General features: G+C 45.8%; 20 protein-coding genes and 1 tRNA gene. 6 read left to right on the plus strand and 15 right to left on the minus strand.

What is annotated here, in order from left to right; all coding sequences use genetic code 11:
* Window positions 1-6 precede the first annotated feature (6 nt).
* A complete protein-coding gene (locus KRP56_05800) occupies window positions 7-561 on the minus strand; it encodes a hypothetical protein (GenBank protein UAL08480.1) in 555 nt (184 codons plus the stop codon).
* Window positions 562-621: 60 nt separating this feature from the next.
* Entirely contained in the window at window positions 622-1,857 is a 1,236-nt protein-coding gene (locus tag KRP56_05805) for a methionine adenosyltransferase (GenBank protein UAL07345.1), read from the minus strand.
* 154 nt (window positions 1,858-2,011) lie between these two features.
* On the opposite strand from KRP56_05805, the gene KRP56_05810 reads away from it, so the two are divergent.
* Complete coding sequence (locus tag KRP56_05810; GenBank protein UAL08481.1) at window positions 2,012-2,542, plus strand: CBS domain-containing protein; 531 nt, start codon at window positions 2,012-2,014, stop codon at window positions 2,540-2,542.
* On the opposite strand, the gene rnz is transcribed toward KRP56_05810, so the two are convergent.
* Window positions 2,529-3,437: a ribonuclease Z gene (gene rnz, locus KRP56_05815; protein ID UAL07346.1), complete on the minus strand. Its 909-nt coding sequence runs from the start codon at window positions 3,435-3,437 to the stop codon at window positions 2,529-2,531. The two genes, KRP56_05810 and rnz, sit on opposite strands and share 14 nt — an antisense overlap.
* A gap of 6 nt (window positions 3,438-3,443) precedes the next feature.
* A complete protein-coding gene (locus KRP56_05820; protein UAL07347.1) occupies window positions 3,444-3,656 on the minus strand; it encodes a hypothetical protein in 213 nt (70 codons plus the stop codon).
* Between the two features lie 109 nt (window positions 3,657-3,765).
* Here KRP56_05820 and rpe point away from each other — a divergent pair, with 109 nt between their 5' ends.
* The 3 genes from rpe (at window position 3,766) to ileS (ending at window position 8,568) form a co-directional block, all read left to right on the plus strand.
* Window positions 3,766-4,428, plus strand: coding sequence for a ribulose-phosphate 3-epimerase (rpe, locus tag KRP56_05825; GenBank protein UAL07348.1), 663 nt, complete (start codon window positions 3,766-3,768; stop codon window positions 4,426-4,428).
* 9 nt (window positions 4,429-4,437) lie between these two features.
* The gene (fen, locus tag KRP56_05830; GenBank protein ID UAL07349.1) at window positions 4,438-5,466 is read left to right on the plus strand and encodes a flap endonuclease-1; all 1,029 of its coding nucleotides are present in this window, start codon (window positions 4,438-4,440) and stop codon (window positions 5,464-5,466) included.
* A 111-nt stretch (window positions 5,467-5,577) separates the two neighbouring features.
* Window positions 5,578-8,568 carry an isoleucine--tRNA ligase gene (ileS, locus tag KRP56_05835; GenBank protein UAL07350.1) on the plus strand — a complete coding sequence of 997 codons (2,991 nt, stop codon included), beginning with the start codon at window positions 5,578-5,580 and terminating at the stop codon, window positions 8,566-8,568.
* 38 nt (window positions 8,569-8,606) lie between these two features.
* Here the strand turns inward: ileS and KRP56_05840 are convergent, their stop codons facing one another.
* From KRP56_05840 to KRP56_05890, 11 genes are all read right to left on the minus strand, one after another.
* The gene (locus KRP56_05840; GenBank protein ID UAL07351.1) at window positions 8,607-9,383 is read right to left on the minus strand and encodes a DUF126 domain-containing protein; all 777 of its coding nucleotides are present in this window, start codon (window positions 9,381-9,383) and stop codon (window positions 8,607-8,609) included.
* Window positions 9,380-10,555 carry an aconitase X catalytic domain-containing protein gene (locus KRP56_05845; GenBank protein UAL07352.1) on the minus strand — a complete coding sequence of 392 codons (1,176 nt, stop codon included), beginning with the start codon at window positions 10,553-10,555 and terminating at the stop codon, window positions 9,380-9,382. The genes KRP56_05840 and KRP56_05845 overlap by 4 nt, the downstream gene beginning before the upstream one ends.
* Window positions 10,556-10,727: 172 nt before the next feature.
* Entirely contained in the window at window positions 10,728-10,943 is a 216-nt protein-coding gene (locus tag KRP56_05850) for a hypothetical protein (protein ID UAL07353.1), read from the minus strand.
* A 428-nt stretch (window positions 10,944-11,371) separates the two neighbouring features.
* Window positions 11,372-11,445, minus strand: a tRNA-Arg gene (locus KRP56_05855).
* A gap of 128 nt (window positions 11,446-11,573) precedes the next feature.
* Window positions 11,574-11,780, minus strand: coding sequence for a 30S ribosomal protein S27ae (locus tag KRP56_05860; GenBank protein ID UAL07354.1), 207 nt, complete (start codon window positions 11,778-11,780; stop codon window positions 11,574-11,576).
* Between the two features lie 5 nt (window positions 11,781-11,785).
* Window positions 11,786-12,100 (minus strand): 30S ribosomal protein S24e, encoded by a 315-nt coding sequence (locus tag KRP56_05865; GenBank protein ID UAL07355.1) that lies wholly within the window; start codon window positions 12,098-12,100, stop codon window positions 11,786-11,788.
* On the minus strand, window positions 12,097-12,609 hold the full coding sequence (locus KRP56_05870; GenBank protein ID UAL07356.1) for a DUF359 domain-containing protein: 513 nt from the start codon (window positions 12,607-12,609) through the stop codon (window positions 12,097-12,099). The genes KRP56_05865 and KRP56_05870 overlap by 4 nt, the downstream gene beginning before the upstream one ends.
* Before the next feature lies 1 nt (window position 12,610).
* Window positions 12,611-12,805, minus strand: coding sequence for a DNA-directed RNA polymerase, subunit E'' (locus tag KRP56_05875; GenBank protein ID UAL07357.1), 195 nt, complete (start codon window positions 12,803-12,805; stop codon window positions 12,611-12,613).
* Entirely contained in the window at window positions 12,802-13,368 is a 567-nt protein-coding gene (locus KRP56_05880; protein UAL07358.1) for a DNA-directed RNA polymerase, read from the minus strand. Before KRP56_05880 ends, KRP56_05875 begins: the two co-directional genes overlap by 4 nt.
* 112 nt (window positions 13,369-13,480) lie before the next feature.
* Window positions 13,481-15,673, minus strand: coding sequence for a sodium-translocating pyrophosphatase (locus KRP56_05885; protein UAL07359.1), 2,193 nt, complete (start codon window positions 15,671-15,673; stop codon window positions 13,481-13,483).
* Between the two features lie 62 nt (window positions 15,674-15,735).
* The gene (locus tag KRP56_05890) at window positions 15,736-16,194 is read right to left on the minus strand and encodes a hypothetical protein (protein ID UAL07360.1); all 459 of its coding nucleotides are present in this window, start codon (window positions 16,192-16,194) and stop codon (window positions 15,736-15,738) included.
* 48 nt (window positions 16,195-16,242) lie between these two features.
* Between KRP56_05890 and KRP56_05895 the strand changes: the two genes are divergently transcribed.
* Window positions 16,243-16,446: a hypothetical protein gene (locus KRP56_05895; protein ID UAL07361.1), complete on the plus strand. Its 204-nt coding sequence runs from the start codon at window positions 16,243-16,245 to the stop codon at window positions 16,444-16,446.
* A gap of 4 nt (window positions 16,447-16,450) precedes the next feature.
* Window positions 16,451-17,011, plus strand: a complete 561-nt coding sequence (locus KRP56_05900) for a thymidylate kinase (GenBank protein ID UAL07362.1) — start codon at window positions 16,451-16,453, stop codon at window positions 17,009-17,011.
* Window positions 17,012-17,022: the final 11 nt, after the last annotated feature.

Below are 17,022 nucleotides of genomic sequence, written 5' to 3' on the forward strand. Positions count from 1 at the left end.
CTCTGGTCAGATCAACTCGAACGCTGCGTTCAAAGCCGCTTCTACGGCCACAGCCTTTGAATACCCTGCACCGATGATCAAAACATCGCTCTGTGTGATGCCTGTGTCCTTACGTATGGTATATGCGATCGCTGGGTCCCTTTCATCCAATATCCAATCCGGAGGGATCATCAGATTTCCGTCCCTGATTATTATAGTTGTACAACCGGCCGCACCTACCTTTATGCCGGCATCACGTTGTTGCATGCCGTTACCGATCTTATCGGAAACACCATACACAAGAACACCCTGCCAATAATCCCCTACAACTGACCCAGGGATCGCAGGAACCTCTACGACCTTTACCGGTATCTGGTGCAAGAATGTAAGCCCGGCTTTTGTAATGGAGATCCCTGTCTGTTTGACCAGTATAAAATCCCACTCTTTCAATGTGTCAATTATCCTGCGCATGCTTCCCTCACCGATTCCGATGAGATCTGCAAGACTTTTCCTACCCATCCTCCTTCCGTCGGAAAGAAGATGGAGTGCCCAATAGATGTTCGCGTCGTTAAAACGGAACATTGGACCGAATTGTGGGACCTCCATTATTTTCATTTTCTCAACCCTGACCGGAGAACGTTCTCAGAACGTCCTTACCTTTCCATTGACGATAAGCTCTGTAACTTTATCAACATTGTCAAGCCAGTCATTAGCGATCGCTTCTGCTTCAGATTTCCACTTGCCAAGCTTGGGATTGCTGTCAGCACCAACGGAGACTATGTCGATAGAACAGTTCAAAGGATGTGATACGGGCTTTCCGATCTGAGAAAGGATCCTTACGCGGATCTCTGCCTCGTCTGTGACCTTCTTTGCAATGTCGTCAGCCATTAACTTGGACATTATGTTGTAGATCTTTCCAATATGCGTTATCGGGTTCTTACCAGATGTTGCTTCCATGGACATCGGTCTGTAAGGTGTGATGAGACCGTTGCATCTGTTACCTCTTCCGACAGATCCGTCATCTCCCATCTCCTGGGACATTCCGGTGCATGTAAGGTAATATACGCCTCTCTTGTAATCGTCACCAGTGTTGATGTCCAGTTCTATGCTCACTTTCTCTTTTCCAACAACCTTGAGAGCATTGTCATAGATGGCACTGTGCATCTCTTTGATTATTGATTGGTATGCTGCCGCATCCTCGATGTATTTATCGACCATAGCACATGCGACCGTCAGAGTTATCTTGTTGTTGACCCTGGATGCCATTACTTTAACATCCTGTCCGGATGCTGGAATGGTTTTCTTCATCTTACCGTTGATGAACTCCTCGGTCTTGAGAACAACTGTATCTGTAACTGAGAACGGCGCATATCCTACTCCAAATGATGTGTCGTTTGCAAGGTGACCTGATGCCTTGTATACGCCTGTCAGATCATCGGAACCCATTCCGAGCCTTGCATCAAGGACAACTTCTGAATCAACATCCAGGTTGGGGAAGGTCTTGTCGAGGTATTTCCTTGCCGCTTTCAATGCGACTGGTTTGCATGGAAGGTCGATTACGTCCTTTCCAGTGTCGATCTTTGTTGTAGCGCGTCCTACAAGAAGGATGTACGAAGGGTCGATGATGTGTCCGCCGCCGAACTTGGTCGATGCCTGCCCTGCCGCGATCTGCGTCTCATCGGTATTGTGGTGGAGAACATATCCTACCTCTTTGATGTACATTCTACAAAGGGATTTACTGACTTCCTCTGCTAACGCGTCTGCGACAGAATCGGGATGTCCTATTCCTTTTCTTTCTACTATCTCTATCTGTCTCTGGGGAAGGGGTATCTCATTGACACCGCTCACATAGATATTCTTCTTCTTTTCTGCAGCCATGTTAATTACCTTCTGTACGTCATAATGACGAATAATTTGAAGTAAAGTTTTGTATCTGTTAATAATACATAAATAGAATTGACAATAATAATCATATAGGAATATTTTATACGTCATATATATGAAATTCCCGCCTGCATCCGATATACGGAAAATACGCAAAGGACTAGAAGTCACACAAGTTGAACTTGCACGTGCTTCCGGGATCAGTCAAAGCACCATTGCAAAGATCGAGAGGGGAAAGATCGCTGCAAGTTACGAGACGGTTGTACAATTATTCGAAACCCTAGAACGTATAAACGAAGAGAACAAGAAAGAACTCATGGCAGTAGACGTAGCGTCAAAGAACGTTGTGACGGTCCAGAGCACGGACAAAGTTCATGTGGCTACAGAACTCATGAGGACTACTGGTTTTTCACAACTCCCTGTACTTTTGGGAGAAACACCGGTGGGAAGCGTTTCAGAAAGAGGAATCTTCGATCTACTAAGATCCGGAAGAACAATGGAAGATCTTAAAGATGCAGAAATTTCCAGCATAATGGACGAATCCTTTCCAGTTGTCACAGAGAATACGTCTGTGTCTGCTGTAACAACGATGATGAGCGATTGTAACGCGGTTCTAGTGGCAAAAAAAGGAAAGATCGTGGGACTCATAACCAACGCAGATATGCTCAAACTAATTTGAGCCCACTCTTGTTCAAACGATACAGTTGAAGATCGTCTGCGATATATGAATCCTGGAATATCTCCCGGGCCTCATTCTCCACCACCTTGCGATCCTCGTAACGATTGCTGATGTGTACCAGGATCAGGTTCTTGCATTCTGCTTTTTTTGCGATCAACGCTGCCTGCTTGGAGGTTGAATGAAAATGCTTTGCTGCCAATGCACTCTCGCTCTCACAATATGTGGACTCATGGATGAGAAGATCCGCACCGATGGCTGCATCGATCGACTGATCACATGATGTGGTATCCCCGGAATAAACTACTTTCAAACCAGGCCTGGGCGGACCCATGACCATATCTGGAGTTATGCCGTTGACCTCCTGACCATCTTGAAGTTTCCCATAGTCTGAAGACTTAAGACCGAATCCTATGGCCCTATCCTTATCGAATTTACCTTTCTGGTCCTTCTCTTTTAAGACATAACCCAGAGAAGGAATGTTGTGCATGGTGGAGAAACAGGAAACGGTCAGGTCCTTGAATCCAACAACATCTCCTGCTTCCAGTTCTCTTATGTCCAGAGGGTAGTCTATCTGCCCTTCACATACGCTCAACATCATCTCCAAGGCTTTCTTGAACCCTGACGGACCGCACACTATCAATGGGTCCTTTCTGCCGGAGATGCCCATGGTCTGCAAAAGCCCTGGGAGCCCGAAAACATGATCTCCGTGCAGATGCGTTATGAATATCCCTGTTACCTTCATGAAGGAAAAGGGGGAGATCATCATCTGTCGTTGCGACCCTTCGCCGCAATCGAAAAGGATGATGTCCGAACCACCACGGAGTGCGATACATGGTGGCGACCTATCCCTAGAGGGCAAACTGGCACCTGTACCCAGGAACAGTATGTCCAACATCTTACATCAATACACCGAATCCAATTCCCTTGTGGCCTTGGATTCCTTCTTGTATTCCTTATAATGTTCCTTACAGAGATGAACGTTGCGTAGGTCAGAACTCTTGAGTTTTAGGTTAGTTTCCACAACCAGTTTTATGTTAAGAGACCTCTCAGCCTCTTTATCGCAACCTGCTATATCGCAGACCTTGATGTCAGTGGCGTGCTTTGCTGTTGCCATAACGGTAAATCAATCTACATCAGATATATTACTTTCCTGAAAAATAATATCTGGGTAGTTCGATAATATATGAGTCATGTTTAAATCGGTGTAAAATATACGCAAAAATATGACCAAGATTGCACCTTCCATGCTCTCTGCAGATTTTTCCAAATTCGGAGAAGAACTGCTCCGCATCGATAGAGCTGGTGCGGACTGGGCACACCTTGATGTCATGGACGGTATGTTCGTGCCGAATATCACAATTGGACCGTCTGTTATAAAATCGATCCGCCCACTTTCAAAAATACCCTTTGATGTGCACTTGATGATCGAGGATCCACTCAGGTACATCGATGCATTCGCGGCTGCAGGGTCGGACATGCTGACCGTGCATACTGAATCTAACGGCGATATCATGGCAGCTGTGAAAAAAATAAAAGATAATAACCTCAAAGCAGGCATCACACTGAACCCTCCGACACCGGTGAAAGATCTGGACAAATATCTGGATGAAGTGGATCTTGTACTCATTATGACTGTACAAGCTGGATTCGGCGGACAATGTTTCAAAAACGAATGCCTGAAAAAGATAGAATATGTCAAAGAATGGGCAAATGACCACAATCCAAAACTTGAGATCTCTGTGGACGGCGGCATAAACCGTGAGACCGGAAGAATATGTGTTGATTCGGGAGCGACGGTTTTGGCCGCTGGAAGTTCCCTATTCAAACTTAAGGACATGGCCTCTGAGATCGCACTTTGGAAAGGCTATACGCCAAACATAAAATGAGGTATTCTGATGGGAGTTAACCTGTCAGGGCTTGTGGAGCCCAAAACGATAGAATTATCGGATCTTCGCGGTAAGACCGTCGCGATTGATGCCTACAACATGATATATCAGTTCCTTTCTATAATCAGACAGCCTGACGGCAGCCCTCTCTGTGACAAAGAAGGCCGCGTTACATCTCAATTATCTGGCATCCTATACAGAACATCCAATCTCATCTGTCAAGGCATCGAACCGATATTTGTTTTTGATGGAAAACCCAACGAACTTAAGAAAGCCACATTAGATGAAAGGAAAGAAAGACGTGAAAAGGCCACTGCGGAATGGGAAGAAGCCAAAGAAGCAGGCGATATGAAAAAGGCATTCTCCAAAGCACAACAGACCTCCAGGATGACACCGGAGATCAGAGGGTCTTCGAAGAGCCTCATAAAAGCTCTCGGCCTACCAATGGTGGAAGCCCCATCCGACGGAGAGGCACAGGCGGCATACATGTGCAAAAAAGGTTCTGTATATGCCGCAGCATCACAAGATTTCGATTCGCTTCTCTTCGGTACACCGACACTCGTCAGGAACATGACCATAACCGGAAGGAGAAAGATACCCGGCAAGGAAATGTACAGGGATGTGTTGACCGAGCTGATATCCACTGAGGATTTCCTTACATCTCTGGGTATAACAAGAGAACAGTTAGTGGACATGTGCATACTTATGGGGACGGATTTCAATGAAGGTATCTCTGGAATAGGTCCTAAAAAAGGATTGAAACTGGTCAAAGAAATGAAAGATCTGGAACATATACTCCCACATCTTGACAAAGAGATACCCGAATACGAGGAGATACGCACCATATTCCTGAATGGCGAACATTTTGACGATTATCAACTCAAACCTGTAGAAATAGACAGGGCGGCCGTCTTAGAACTTATGATGCAATACGATTTCTCACCTGATAGAGTTAACGGAACGCTGGATAAGATCGAAAACGCCCGTAATGATGAATGCGCAAGAAAAAAACAAAGATCGCTGGATTGCTGGTTCTGATCCTGAAGCCCACTCTTTTCGCCTAAATTCCCTGGATTAAATATATAATCACGATGAGGATAGCCTATGCTACTGTCAGGCAAGATAGCCCTGGCATAATGGGGACGAGCGATGATAAAGCAGATCCGCGCTAATTATGATGCGCCAACAATAGAGAAAGAGATCCAGAATTACTGGAACTCAGTGAATGCTTACGAAAAAACCAAAGCACTGAGGGCGAACGGGGATAAATTTTATTTTGTCGATGGCCCACCTTATACATCAGGTAACGTCCACCTCGGTACTGCTTTGAACAAGACGATCAAGGACATACTCATCAGATATTGGAGAATGAAGGGATACAATGTTCGCGATCAACCTGGTTTCGACATGCACGGTCTGCCGATTGAGGTACAGGTCGAGAAAAAGATAGGTGTCCACTCAAAGAAAGAGATAGAAGAAGGAGGCATAGACAAGTTCGTAGATGCCTGCAAGAAGCATGCATATGCCCTTCAAGCAGATATGACCGAACAGTTCAAGGACCTCGGTGTGTGGATGGATTGGGACCACCCCTATCAAACACTCAGACTCGATTTCATGGAATCAGCATGGTGGACGGTGCAACGCGCATACGACCGCGGCTTGCTTAAGCCCTCCAACAGGGTCGTTACCTGGTGCCCTAGATGCGAGACCGCGTTAGCTGAGGCAGAAATAGAATATTGGGATGAGACCGACCCTTCGGTCATGGTAAGATTCCCGCTCAAGAACAATAATGACGTCTCGTTGGTCATATGGACGACCACACCGTGGACACTGCCGGCAAATATGGCTGTCGCAGCGCATCCCGAATGCGAATACGCCGAAGTAAGGCTCTCTGGACCCAAAGGAACAGAGACCGTGATCTGTATGGAATCACAGATAACTCACGTCGTTAAGAAAGGAGGATACGAGACCTCGGAGATACTCAGAAAAATGTCGGGCAAGGACCTCAAAGGTCTGGAATACATCCCGCCTTTCGAGATCGATCCCAAATATACAAGGCCTAATGAATGGACATTCAAGGTCGTGAATGCAGATTATGTCGAAAAAGACAACACAGGTCTGGTCCACACCGCACCTGGGTTCGGTCCTGATGATTATGAGACCGGAAAGAAACACAACATTACCCCATTCTGTCCCGTCGGAGAATCTGGAAGATACACTGATGAATTCCCGATGATGTCTGGTCGTAAGGTAAAGACCGTCAACGAGGACGTCATCCTGTATTTGAATGAAAAGGGGATTCTTTTCAACAGCGAAAAGGTGACCCACAGATACGGACATTGCTGGAGATGTAAATCCCCCATAATATACAGGAACACCCGCCAATGGTTCATCAATATCCCTGCTGTCAAAGACACGATGATGAGCGAAATTGATCGCGTAAAATGGACCCCTGAATGGGCCGGAGCCTCCAGAGAGAAGAACTGGGTGGAAGGCGCCAGAGATTGGTGCATAACCCGTCAGAGATATTGGGGAATACCGCTTCCTGTCTGGGAATGTAAATGCGGCGAGGTCAAGATAGCAGGACAGTACAAAGATCTGGAATCAGGAGATGGTTATACTCCAGGAATGGACACTCACAGACCTTGGATCGATAACGTGACATTCAAATGCCCTAAATGCGGCCAAACCATGCACAGGATCCCAGACGTACTTGATGTTTGGTTCGACTCCGGTGTGGCCTCGTGGGCAGAACTTGGATATCCTGCAAAGAAAGAGGAATTCGATGCATGGTGGCCTCCAAGATTCATAGTTGAAGCACACGATCAAACAAGAGGTTGGTTCTACACCCAATTAGGTGCAGGTGTCGTATCCTTCGACAAGGCGCCCTATGATGAGGTGATGATGCACGGTTGGATGCTGGACATGAAGGGTGAGAAACTTTCCAAATCCAAAGGAAACTCCGTCGATCCCTCAGAGATCATACAGAAGGTAGGAAGAGACCCATTGAGACTCTATATGGTGGAAAGCAACGCCCCTTGGGAAGATACGTCATTCCAATGGAATCCCAAGAACTCTAACCCCGAGAAGAACAGTGGGCCCAGCAACTCCAGAAAGACCCTTAACACATTCTGGAATGTGGTCAATTTCGCATCGACCTATATGATGATCGACGATTATGATCCAGATGCCCATACTTTGGGATCAGTGGATAAATATCTGAGGAATGAAGACCGCTGGATGCTTTCTAGAACTGAAAAACTGAAGAAAGCAGTGACGGAAGGCCTTGAAACAAAAGAATTGCACAAGGCGGCTCGTGCCATTGACAACTACATAATGGAGGATCTTTCCAGATGGTATGTACGTCTAGTCAGGGACAGAAGCTGGTCAGAGAATGAAGACGCTGAGAACGATAAGGTCGCATCTTACTTCATACTCCACCATGCTATCATGAACACCGCACTTGTTATGGCACCTTTCGTTCCGCATATCGCAGAAGAGGTATACCTCCATATGGGCGGCAAATTAGAATCTGTGCACATGGAAGATTGGGTCAACTGCAATGAAGAATTGATCAATGACGAACTTGAATACAGCATGTCGCTCATACAGGGTATAATTGAGATCGTGGCCTCAGAAAGAGCAAAGATGGGAAGCAAACTCAGATGGCCGCTGAAAGAGGTCTTCATCAGTGGCAACAACGATAAGGTGAACGATTCTATCAGGATTTTTGATGCTGTTCTTGCACAACAAGGGAATATCAAAACGATCGGATACATAAAACCCCAAGGATTTGCAGAAAGTACTGATATGGAACCTGTGGAATTCACCGAGGGTAGGATATTCATCGACTTTGAAGTGACCCCTGATATCGAGGCAGAGGGATATGCGAGAGAATTGATACGCAGGATCCAGCAGATGCGCAAGGATATGAAGCTCAATGTGGAACAGTACATAAACTGCGACATAAGGGCCGAACCATACTTGGTAGAATTGTTCGAGACCTGGAAGGATCACATCTCAACCGAGGTCAGAGCCAAGAAATTGGTATTCACGGACAGCCCTGACGGACAAGAGGTCAAGACCTGGGACGTTACTGGAAAGGACATCGAGATCGGTATCAGTTCAGCAGAACAATAAAAAACGGGGGGAAATCCCCCAACTTAATTTATTTTATCTCACGGATCAAGAAGTTTGAGAAGAACATCATATGTCTTTACGACCATCTTGGGATCTTTCTTTATCTCTTCTATCGTAAGCCACTCAAACTCTACATTCTCATTGTTCAAAACAGGTTCTGCAGAATCCAATCTGTATATGAATGGCGTGACCTCCCACAGAATGTTGCCTTCTCTCACAAAGAAAGGCTTCATCTCCTTGTCTGGTTTTCCAACAGGTATCTGAGTTTCCTCCATTATCTCTCTTATAGAGGCCTCGATCGGGGACTCCCCTGGTTCTATCTTGCCAGCAACAAGCGAGTGCCCTCCTGGAAACGACCTGGCCGTTTCCGGCCTGTGTAGGACCAGGATCCTCCCATTGACAACAATGGCAGAAGATACCGTCCTTATACAACTGACGCTCTCGATACAAACGGAACCATCGGTACCATTAACAGTAACAATATCTCCCTCCCTCAAAAGGTCTGTATCTATCATATCCACCATAGGGATCGACGAGATTACGGCTCCGGTCGTGACGATCGTCTCCGCCAGTTTATTTATGATCGCAACAGGCGCCTTACCATGAACCATCAGATCATACATTACGAACGAACCCACTGTACTTCCTTTTCCGTTGGTGAAAACAAAAACCTTACCTGAGATGTTGCTGCCTTCCCTGACCCTCAGATCTCCTGTAACGGTATCCACACCGCCAAGAAAACTGAATGCTTCGTCCAATTTTACGACCTTTCCCTTGACAAGTCCCTGAGATATCGCCCTTCCTTTGATCATCATGAGATCACCTTCAGAAGCGATGATATGTCATGGCACATCGCTTTTTGTGAACAGAGTGTGGGTAAATAATTGCCTGCTTTTGCAGAATCTGTTCCTGTACGCTGGAATGTTCCCTCTATCGGAGAAACAACCATGCATGTATCCGCCAATACAGGTCCGAACTTCTCCATTATCCTTACTTCCTCAGGACACTGATCTCTGATGGATGCAGACGTACAGAACCATATCTCAACGTCCTTGTTATTTTTCTTTTTTCCTTTGAGCAATGCAGCGATATCTTTCATCTCTTTGACAGTAAGATGTGGACATCCGAGAGCTATCAACTGAACATCATCTGCCGTATTGAGCTTATCGTATGCCTTCTTCAATTCCTCTTTGCCGATCTTGATGGTCTCCAGACCGGTGATGTCGAATTTGTTGGCCTCAGGCGTAACTCCTTCTACGTGGAACAATGCTACTGAACCAGATGCTGCCATTGCGGCGGCCATGGTCTTAACGTCCTCCAGAACTGGAGATATGCCTTTGAAATATGGTACGCCGCTTCCGATAGCCATACCGACCGCCTGACCAAGCATGGAATGACTGAATACAGATCCATCTATTTCAGCATCGATTATGACCGTGGGTTTCCTGTTCTCATCAAGATGAAGCCCATAATTCGCTGTCTTTCCTATTATTGCCGCGGCCAATGCCCCTGGACCCCCCTCACGGTTTGTCCTTGCTCCAATGTAACTATTTGCGAAAGAAAGAGCAGATGATTCTGCCCATGCGATATGATCCCCGAACTTGGGAACGTTGTCCCCAACATATGGTGTGCAGGAACATGTCGTCTTTATTCCCATACTGCCATAGAGTTCGATTATCTTGAGCTGTTTCTCAGCAAAATCAGACTTTATATGCATCTCTTTCCATCTTTTCCTGTCCATTCCCACAGGATTCAATGTTGACAATACAGATACCTTGGCGCCACTGGCCACAATATCCTCGAGATACTTCAGACCACCATCTCCGATGGTCTTATATGATGCTCCGGATAAATGTGCAGAAGTTATATTCACCAGATTCTTCGCACCATAAACCTTTCCAAGCGCAACGACCAATTCCATGGCCTTTTGCACACCTTCGCCTTTCTCGCCATCAAGAATTGACTGCTCTTCCTTGGTGAGTTCCATGAGACGGTGAATATCTTTCACTGATTAATTTGTTCTTATCAAGATCAAAGACCGCACATTTTGTTAACATGGATATATAATCGCGTTACAGAGACTGTGACGTTCATATCGGTAATAATTGTGGAAAAGGAAAAATAAGAGGTTTGACGAGTTTCCTTCACTTAATGCGAAATCACTCGAATTTGTTTCCAATTCCGCCACCGGCAATGATTGTACCGGCTGTGAGAATTGCTGTTGCGATTGCGAGACTGTCTGCTGAGACATCTCCTACTCCAACGAGCCCGACTCCAAGTTTTATGATGAAGGCGAGGATGATGAAGTAGATGATCGCGAAGATCAAATACAAGATGAACGCAGCTATTGCGTAGAGTATTCCTTTTACATCCATTCTAACACTTTCCTTACCTCAAGTAGAGGCAATAATAATTCAATTGTACAGTATTTAAAACTTTGTCTAAAAAATATGTAGCCAGACTTATAAAAATACTATTACTCCATTAATCCGACCCAAATACACACTCAAAATATTATTCATATTCCATCGTATTTTGATGCGTCTAAATGAACATTGCAGAAACTATTAAATTATTTTAAACCTAAAATATTGTAAAAATTCTCGATCATATTCAAAAATTTTCTTCCCAAAAAAATCAGAAACTATTATCCATTATCATTATACCTCCACAAGATGGACATATGGTCAACGGACAGAAAACAACTTTATCACATTGAGGGCAGAACATGAGTAAGTAATCTAATTTTATAAATTTAAACATTACCAAACACAGGAATATATGCTTACGCGACTCATACAAGTGAGCTCGCCGGGATTCGAACCCGGGTCTAAGGCTCCGGAAGCCCCTATGCTATCCAGGCTATACTACGAGCCCATTAAAAACGATGAAACCAAAAATGATTTTACTGGAAGATAGATAGTTTGCCAGGAGGTTAGATACTCCTCCCGGCGATCCTGAGGCTCCTCTTTGAGAGGGAGGGAGCCGAATGAAGATTCTTCCGATCATTCTTTCTTGCTGAACTCGGTGTAACCGCAGTTCCCGCAAGAAACACGATCCTTGTGCGTCGCCATGAAGACCCCGGGTCCACACTTCGGGCACGAGGGTTTGGTCCTGATTAACTTGATGCCGTCGATCTTGTACGCATCTTTCTTTGCCTTTGATTTTACCGCTTTTTTAGCTGGTGCTTTTGCTTTTGCTGCTGCTGCCATTCAAATCACTCCTTAGCGGGCGCCGCGGGTGCTGCCTCTTTCTCGATTCCATTCCTCTTCAAGAGATATTCACTCTCGAACTCGAGTGCTGCCTCTTTGGAATCGTAAACCTTTGCGTATCCTTCTGATTTCCCGATTCCGTAAACGGACTCGACCGAATCTATGACTACACAGTTTCTCTTTGTCTTGAGCTTCTTTGAAAGCTCTTCCGCGATTACATTCCTGCCGGGAGTTGACTGTCCGACATGCTCTAATGTGAAGTAAACCTCTGCTCTCTTCATCAGAGGGTTCTTTTTCTGCTCTTTAATTTCCATCTTCATTCTAACTCCTCCATTTGTTCTATGAGTAGTTCAATTTCCCTTTGGATGTCTTTGTCCGTGGTGATCAATTTCATCCCCACCCCTGGCCACCCATAGATTATATATGAGCCTAAAGGTGCAACGAGTATACATGGCATCGTAGCCAGATCCTCTTCTCCTTCGACACATATTATCCTTATGTGTTCCTCGAGGGCTTTCTTTATCGCCGATACGAGCTCCGCAGATATTGTACCTGCATCGTTCCTCGCGACGATCTCTTTTAGACCTTTGCTTTTGACAAAGGTCGCGAACTCGGTCATCTCGCGCCTTTCCGTCATCCCATCGTAGATGGAAAGCGTAGGTGTGATCCCGTGTTCCTTCACGACAAGCGATACCACGTCGCCTACCGTGATAAGCATCTGCTTACTGTCAAGTTTTGATAGTTCGTTCTCCAAGATGTCGTCTCCCAAGGATTTTTTGAACAGATCCCTTTTTTCTTCCGGGATCCTCTTACCCTTGGAAATCATCATCTTAACGAACCTTCAGTGCATATCTCCCATTTGCCGTGATTCCCATCTTTTGAGCGATATCGGATTTCTCGTGATCGATGACCGCGATATATCCCTGCCACTCTTTGGATGTGGACCCTCCGCAACGGGGACATGTATCATCCTCTGTGATGAAGTTACACTGTTTACACGCTCTAAGAACTGGCCCGACCATCACTCCTCGCCTCCGAGTCTGCTTTTACGGTCATCCTCAAGCCATTGAAGCTTTCCGAGTCCCGGCTGGCGCATGGTAAGCCCGATCTTACTGTCCTGGGGATTCTTCTCGTTGAGATCTACACTAACGATCCTTGCTTTGACGATATCTCCCACAACAAGCGTTCTTCCTGTATCTTTACCGACAAGCCTCTGGTTGACCTCATCGATGTCCACACGGTCATCCATGACCTGGCTGATGTGCAGAAGTCCATCCAACGGTCCGAACCTAACGAAAGCTCCGAACTTAAGGATCTCGACTACCACACCAACGATGATCTCATTATCCTTTGGCTTAAAGACAATCTGCTCATATTTTACCGTCTGATAGACCGCCCCGTCCCCGTGGACGATACGACCTGGCCCGACGGACCTAACATTCCTTATGAGAACTGTGACCGTCTTCTCCTCCGTTAGCCTACCCTCGTAGGTCTCCCAAGTAAGTGCATCAATCACTTTCGAAATATCCTCATTGAGCTCTACAGGAGGGATACGGACAATCCTCTCGGCCTCTGTTAACATGTACATGGCGGATCCTCTTGAATAATCCGATTATGCCCATCCTATATATAAAATTCGTGCGGAGAACATTTATTCACGCGTAAAAATGTATTGGGGGGAGACCCCCCCCTTAATTTGTTTACGGTACCACGAAGAGGACGGCTGTTACCAAACATATCGTCGATAACAACTTTACCAAGACGTGGATCGAAGGACCGGCTGTATCCTTGAAGGGATCTCCGATCGTATCTCCGACCACGGCTGCTGCATGTGCTGGAGATTTCTTTCCTCCATGAGTGCCGCTCTCGATATATTTCTTCGCGTTGTCCCATGCACCTCCTCCGTTGTTGAGGAAGTTGGCCATGAGTATACCAACGATCGTACCGACCATTATAAGCGCTCCGACCGCCTGATACGGATAGTCCTCGAAACCTTCTATGTTTCCAAAGATGATCCTGTAGATGACACCGAACGCAACTGGAACCACAATGGGCAACAATGCTGGAAGCACCATTGCTCTGAGTGCGCCACGTGTAGCGATATCAACACAATCCGCATAACTTGGTTCCTCTGTTCCTTCCATGATGCCTGGGTGCTCACGGAACTGTCTGCGAACCTCCTCAATCATCTCACCGGCAGCCCTACTGACCGCACGGATCGCAAGTGATGCGAAGAAGAATACCAGAACTGCTCCGACAAGTCCTCCGACAAATATCAAAGGCTGTCCAATGTTGACAACAAAGATTTCCTCACTTAAAGTGGTTCCCTTGATCTCCGCAACTATCTCGAAGAATGCAGCGAAGAGCAGGAATGCAGCAAGGGCTGCAGATGCCATAGCGTAACCTTTAGTAAGGGCCTTTGTGGTATTTCCAGATGAATCGAGCTTGTCGGTCCTTTTCCTTACCTCATCTGGCTGATTTGACATCTCTGAGATGCCCCCTGCATTGTCGGTGATGGGGCCGAAGGTATCCTCTGCAAGTATGAACGCGGAAGATGCGAGCATCGCAATGGTTCCTACCGCTGTTCCATAAAGTCCGAAGATCATCTTATTTTCAGTATCGGGTGCTGCAAAGTATCCAAGAAGATATGTTACCATTATGGCGACCACAATACAAACAACAGGAAGGACAGTAGACTCGAGTCCGACAGATATTCCCTCTATGACATTGGTGGCAGGTCCGGTCTCAGATGCCTGAGCGATATCCTTTACCGGCTTATGGTCACCAGTGTAGTACTGTGTGATGTAAACGATCGCGAGACCGAGGATGATACCAACTACTCCTGCTATCGTGAAGAAGTACCAGTTGTCACATTCTCCATGCAACAGATAATACGTCGTGATTACCAAGAACACGATCACGAGTGCGATCGTTAGGTAGTAACCCTTGTTGAGTGCCTTGCAAACATCTGCGTCCTCGCCAGGTAGCCTTACTACGAGAATTCCTACCAGGGAGGCGATCAATCCGAAGGCCATGAGGACCAATGGAAGATAGACCCAGTTGTTAGAAAGTCCAGCTACGCATGCTACTACTGCGGTACCGATTACCATGGCACCGATTATTTCAGCTGCCGTTGATTCGAATATGTCTGCTCCACGCCCTGCACAATCTCCAACATTGTCTCCTACCAGATCTGCTATCACGGCAGGATTTCTTGGATCGTCCTCAGGTATGCCTGCTTCGACCTTACCAACAAGATCTGCTCCGACATCTGCTGCTTTGGTGTATATGCCTCCGCCGAGCTGTGCAAACAATGCTGCAAATGATGCACCGAATGCATATCCCACAACTGCATGCAAAGTAGGTGTCAAAGACCCGTCTGCCGACTCACCTGAAAGAGCATTGAACAAAAGAACAACAGCAAAAAGTCCAACCAGACTTAATGCAGAAACAGCTATACCTGAAAGGGCACCGCCGCGGAAAGAACATTTGAATGCATCGTTGAGTGAGTTCCTTGCCGCACTTGCCGTCCTTATATTAGCGTTGACGGAGACCCTCATTCCGATAAATCCGGAAAGAATAGAGAATCCTGCTCCTATAAGGAAGGCCACTGCGACCTTTGGTCCGAGATAGTTCTGAAAACTAGGGACTAATCCTGCGACCGCAAGAATGACCGCAAGAATAATGCTCACAATTCCTATCGTTTTATACTGGCGCTTCAAATATGCCATTGCACCGGTCTCGATAGCGTCGGAGATCTTCTGCATCTCGGGGGTACCTTTGTCTTTTGACCAAAGGTCCCTGAAGAAATACAATGCGAAGAATACCGCAACTACCGCTGCGATAGGGATCATGAACAACATATTGTTCGTATCTAATACGTCAATTATCATCGTTTATACCCCATTTGGTTGTTTTTGGGATATGACAAGCTCGTATATAAGGCACACCAACATCACATGAAAGGGCCCTCTGAATGGCCCTTTTTGGACATACCTAATTCCATCTCAGACACTTTGTTATTTCTATCCACAAGGAACAATTCATTGTCTGCACCAATGTACCCTGGTCCCAAGGTTATCACGGGATTGATGACAGGAATATCGAACACTTTACCTGCTAAAAAAGAGCCTACATTACATGTCAACGAAAGTATGATGTCGATGTTTTCAGCGAATCCTTCTTCGGCTTTCTCGATCAGCTTCTTCTCCACACAAGATGCCGAAACAGCCCCTACGCTGACAACATCTATGCCATCCTTCCTAAGTGATTCCGCCAGCCTTTCTGCGGATTCAAGACCTCCAAGACCTTTTGATAATCTGGCACATGTATTGCAGGTCCAAATTGCCACCCTCTTACCTCTAAGATCTTTTATAAGCGCTGGGTAATCGCGATCCCTGACCATCATGATCATGAGATGAGGATAGTCAATTGATTATATAGGGAATAGCATTCGGATTTCGTGAATGTGATCGCTTTCTATTCACCCCTCATCACGAATGGCCTATATTCAAACAGCAGCGCCAATGCAATCATCCCAACCTGGTCGGTATGCATAATTGCAGGTACTGCATCAGCTTTATTGGAGATGACCGTTCCTGGTAACTACGATAATATTGCTGTACCGATAGGTGTCACTTCAATATTGTGCATTCTGGGAATGTGATCTCATGACATGGTATGTAATAGATGGAATGGATGGAAGCGGGAAGACCACTACTGCTTGCCTCCTCAAAGATATTCTCGAATCAAAAGATCATACAGTGAAGATAATAACGCATCCTGAAGAAGAACACATATTCGGAAAATTATCACGTAAGTGTCTTCTTAAAGAGGGCGGACCAGCAAAACTCTTCACCATCGTTTTCTTTATCCTCAACGTATCTGGGTCATTGATAAGAATAAAAAAATCTAGAACAGACGACGTAATATTTGTCAGATACACATTATCTGCATGCTATCTTCCTGAAAAATTGGTACCTTTTACATACAAGGCATTGACCGCTGTGCTTCCAAAACCAGACGTACTGATCTACAAAGATGTCGATGAAGAGATCGCTCTCGGTAGGATAAGAAAAAGAGGAAATAACTTAGAAATGTTTGAAAATATCGAGTCTCTGACAGAGACTAGAAAAAAAATGATCATGGTTTCTAAAGACTGGTACATCATTAATGCAAAGGATACTCCGGATGAGGTCGCAGATCGCCTGCAGACCATCATTCCGAAATGAATGCCCGATAA

Origin of the sequence: Candidatus Methanogranum gryphiswaldense (genome assembly GCA_019262145.1) — an archaeon.
Classification (GTDB): Archaea; Thermoplasmatota; Thermoplasmata; order Methanomassiliicoccales; family Methanomethylophilaceae; genus Methanogranum; species Methanogranum gryphiswaldense.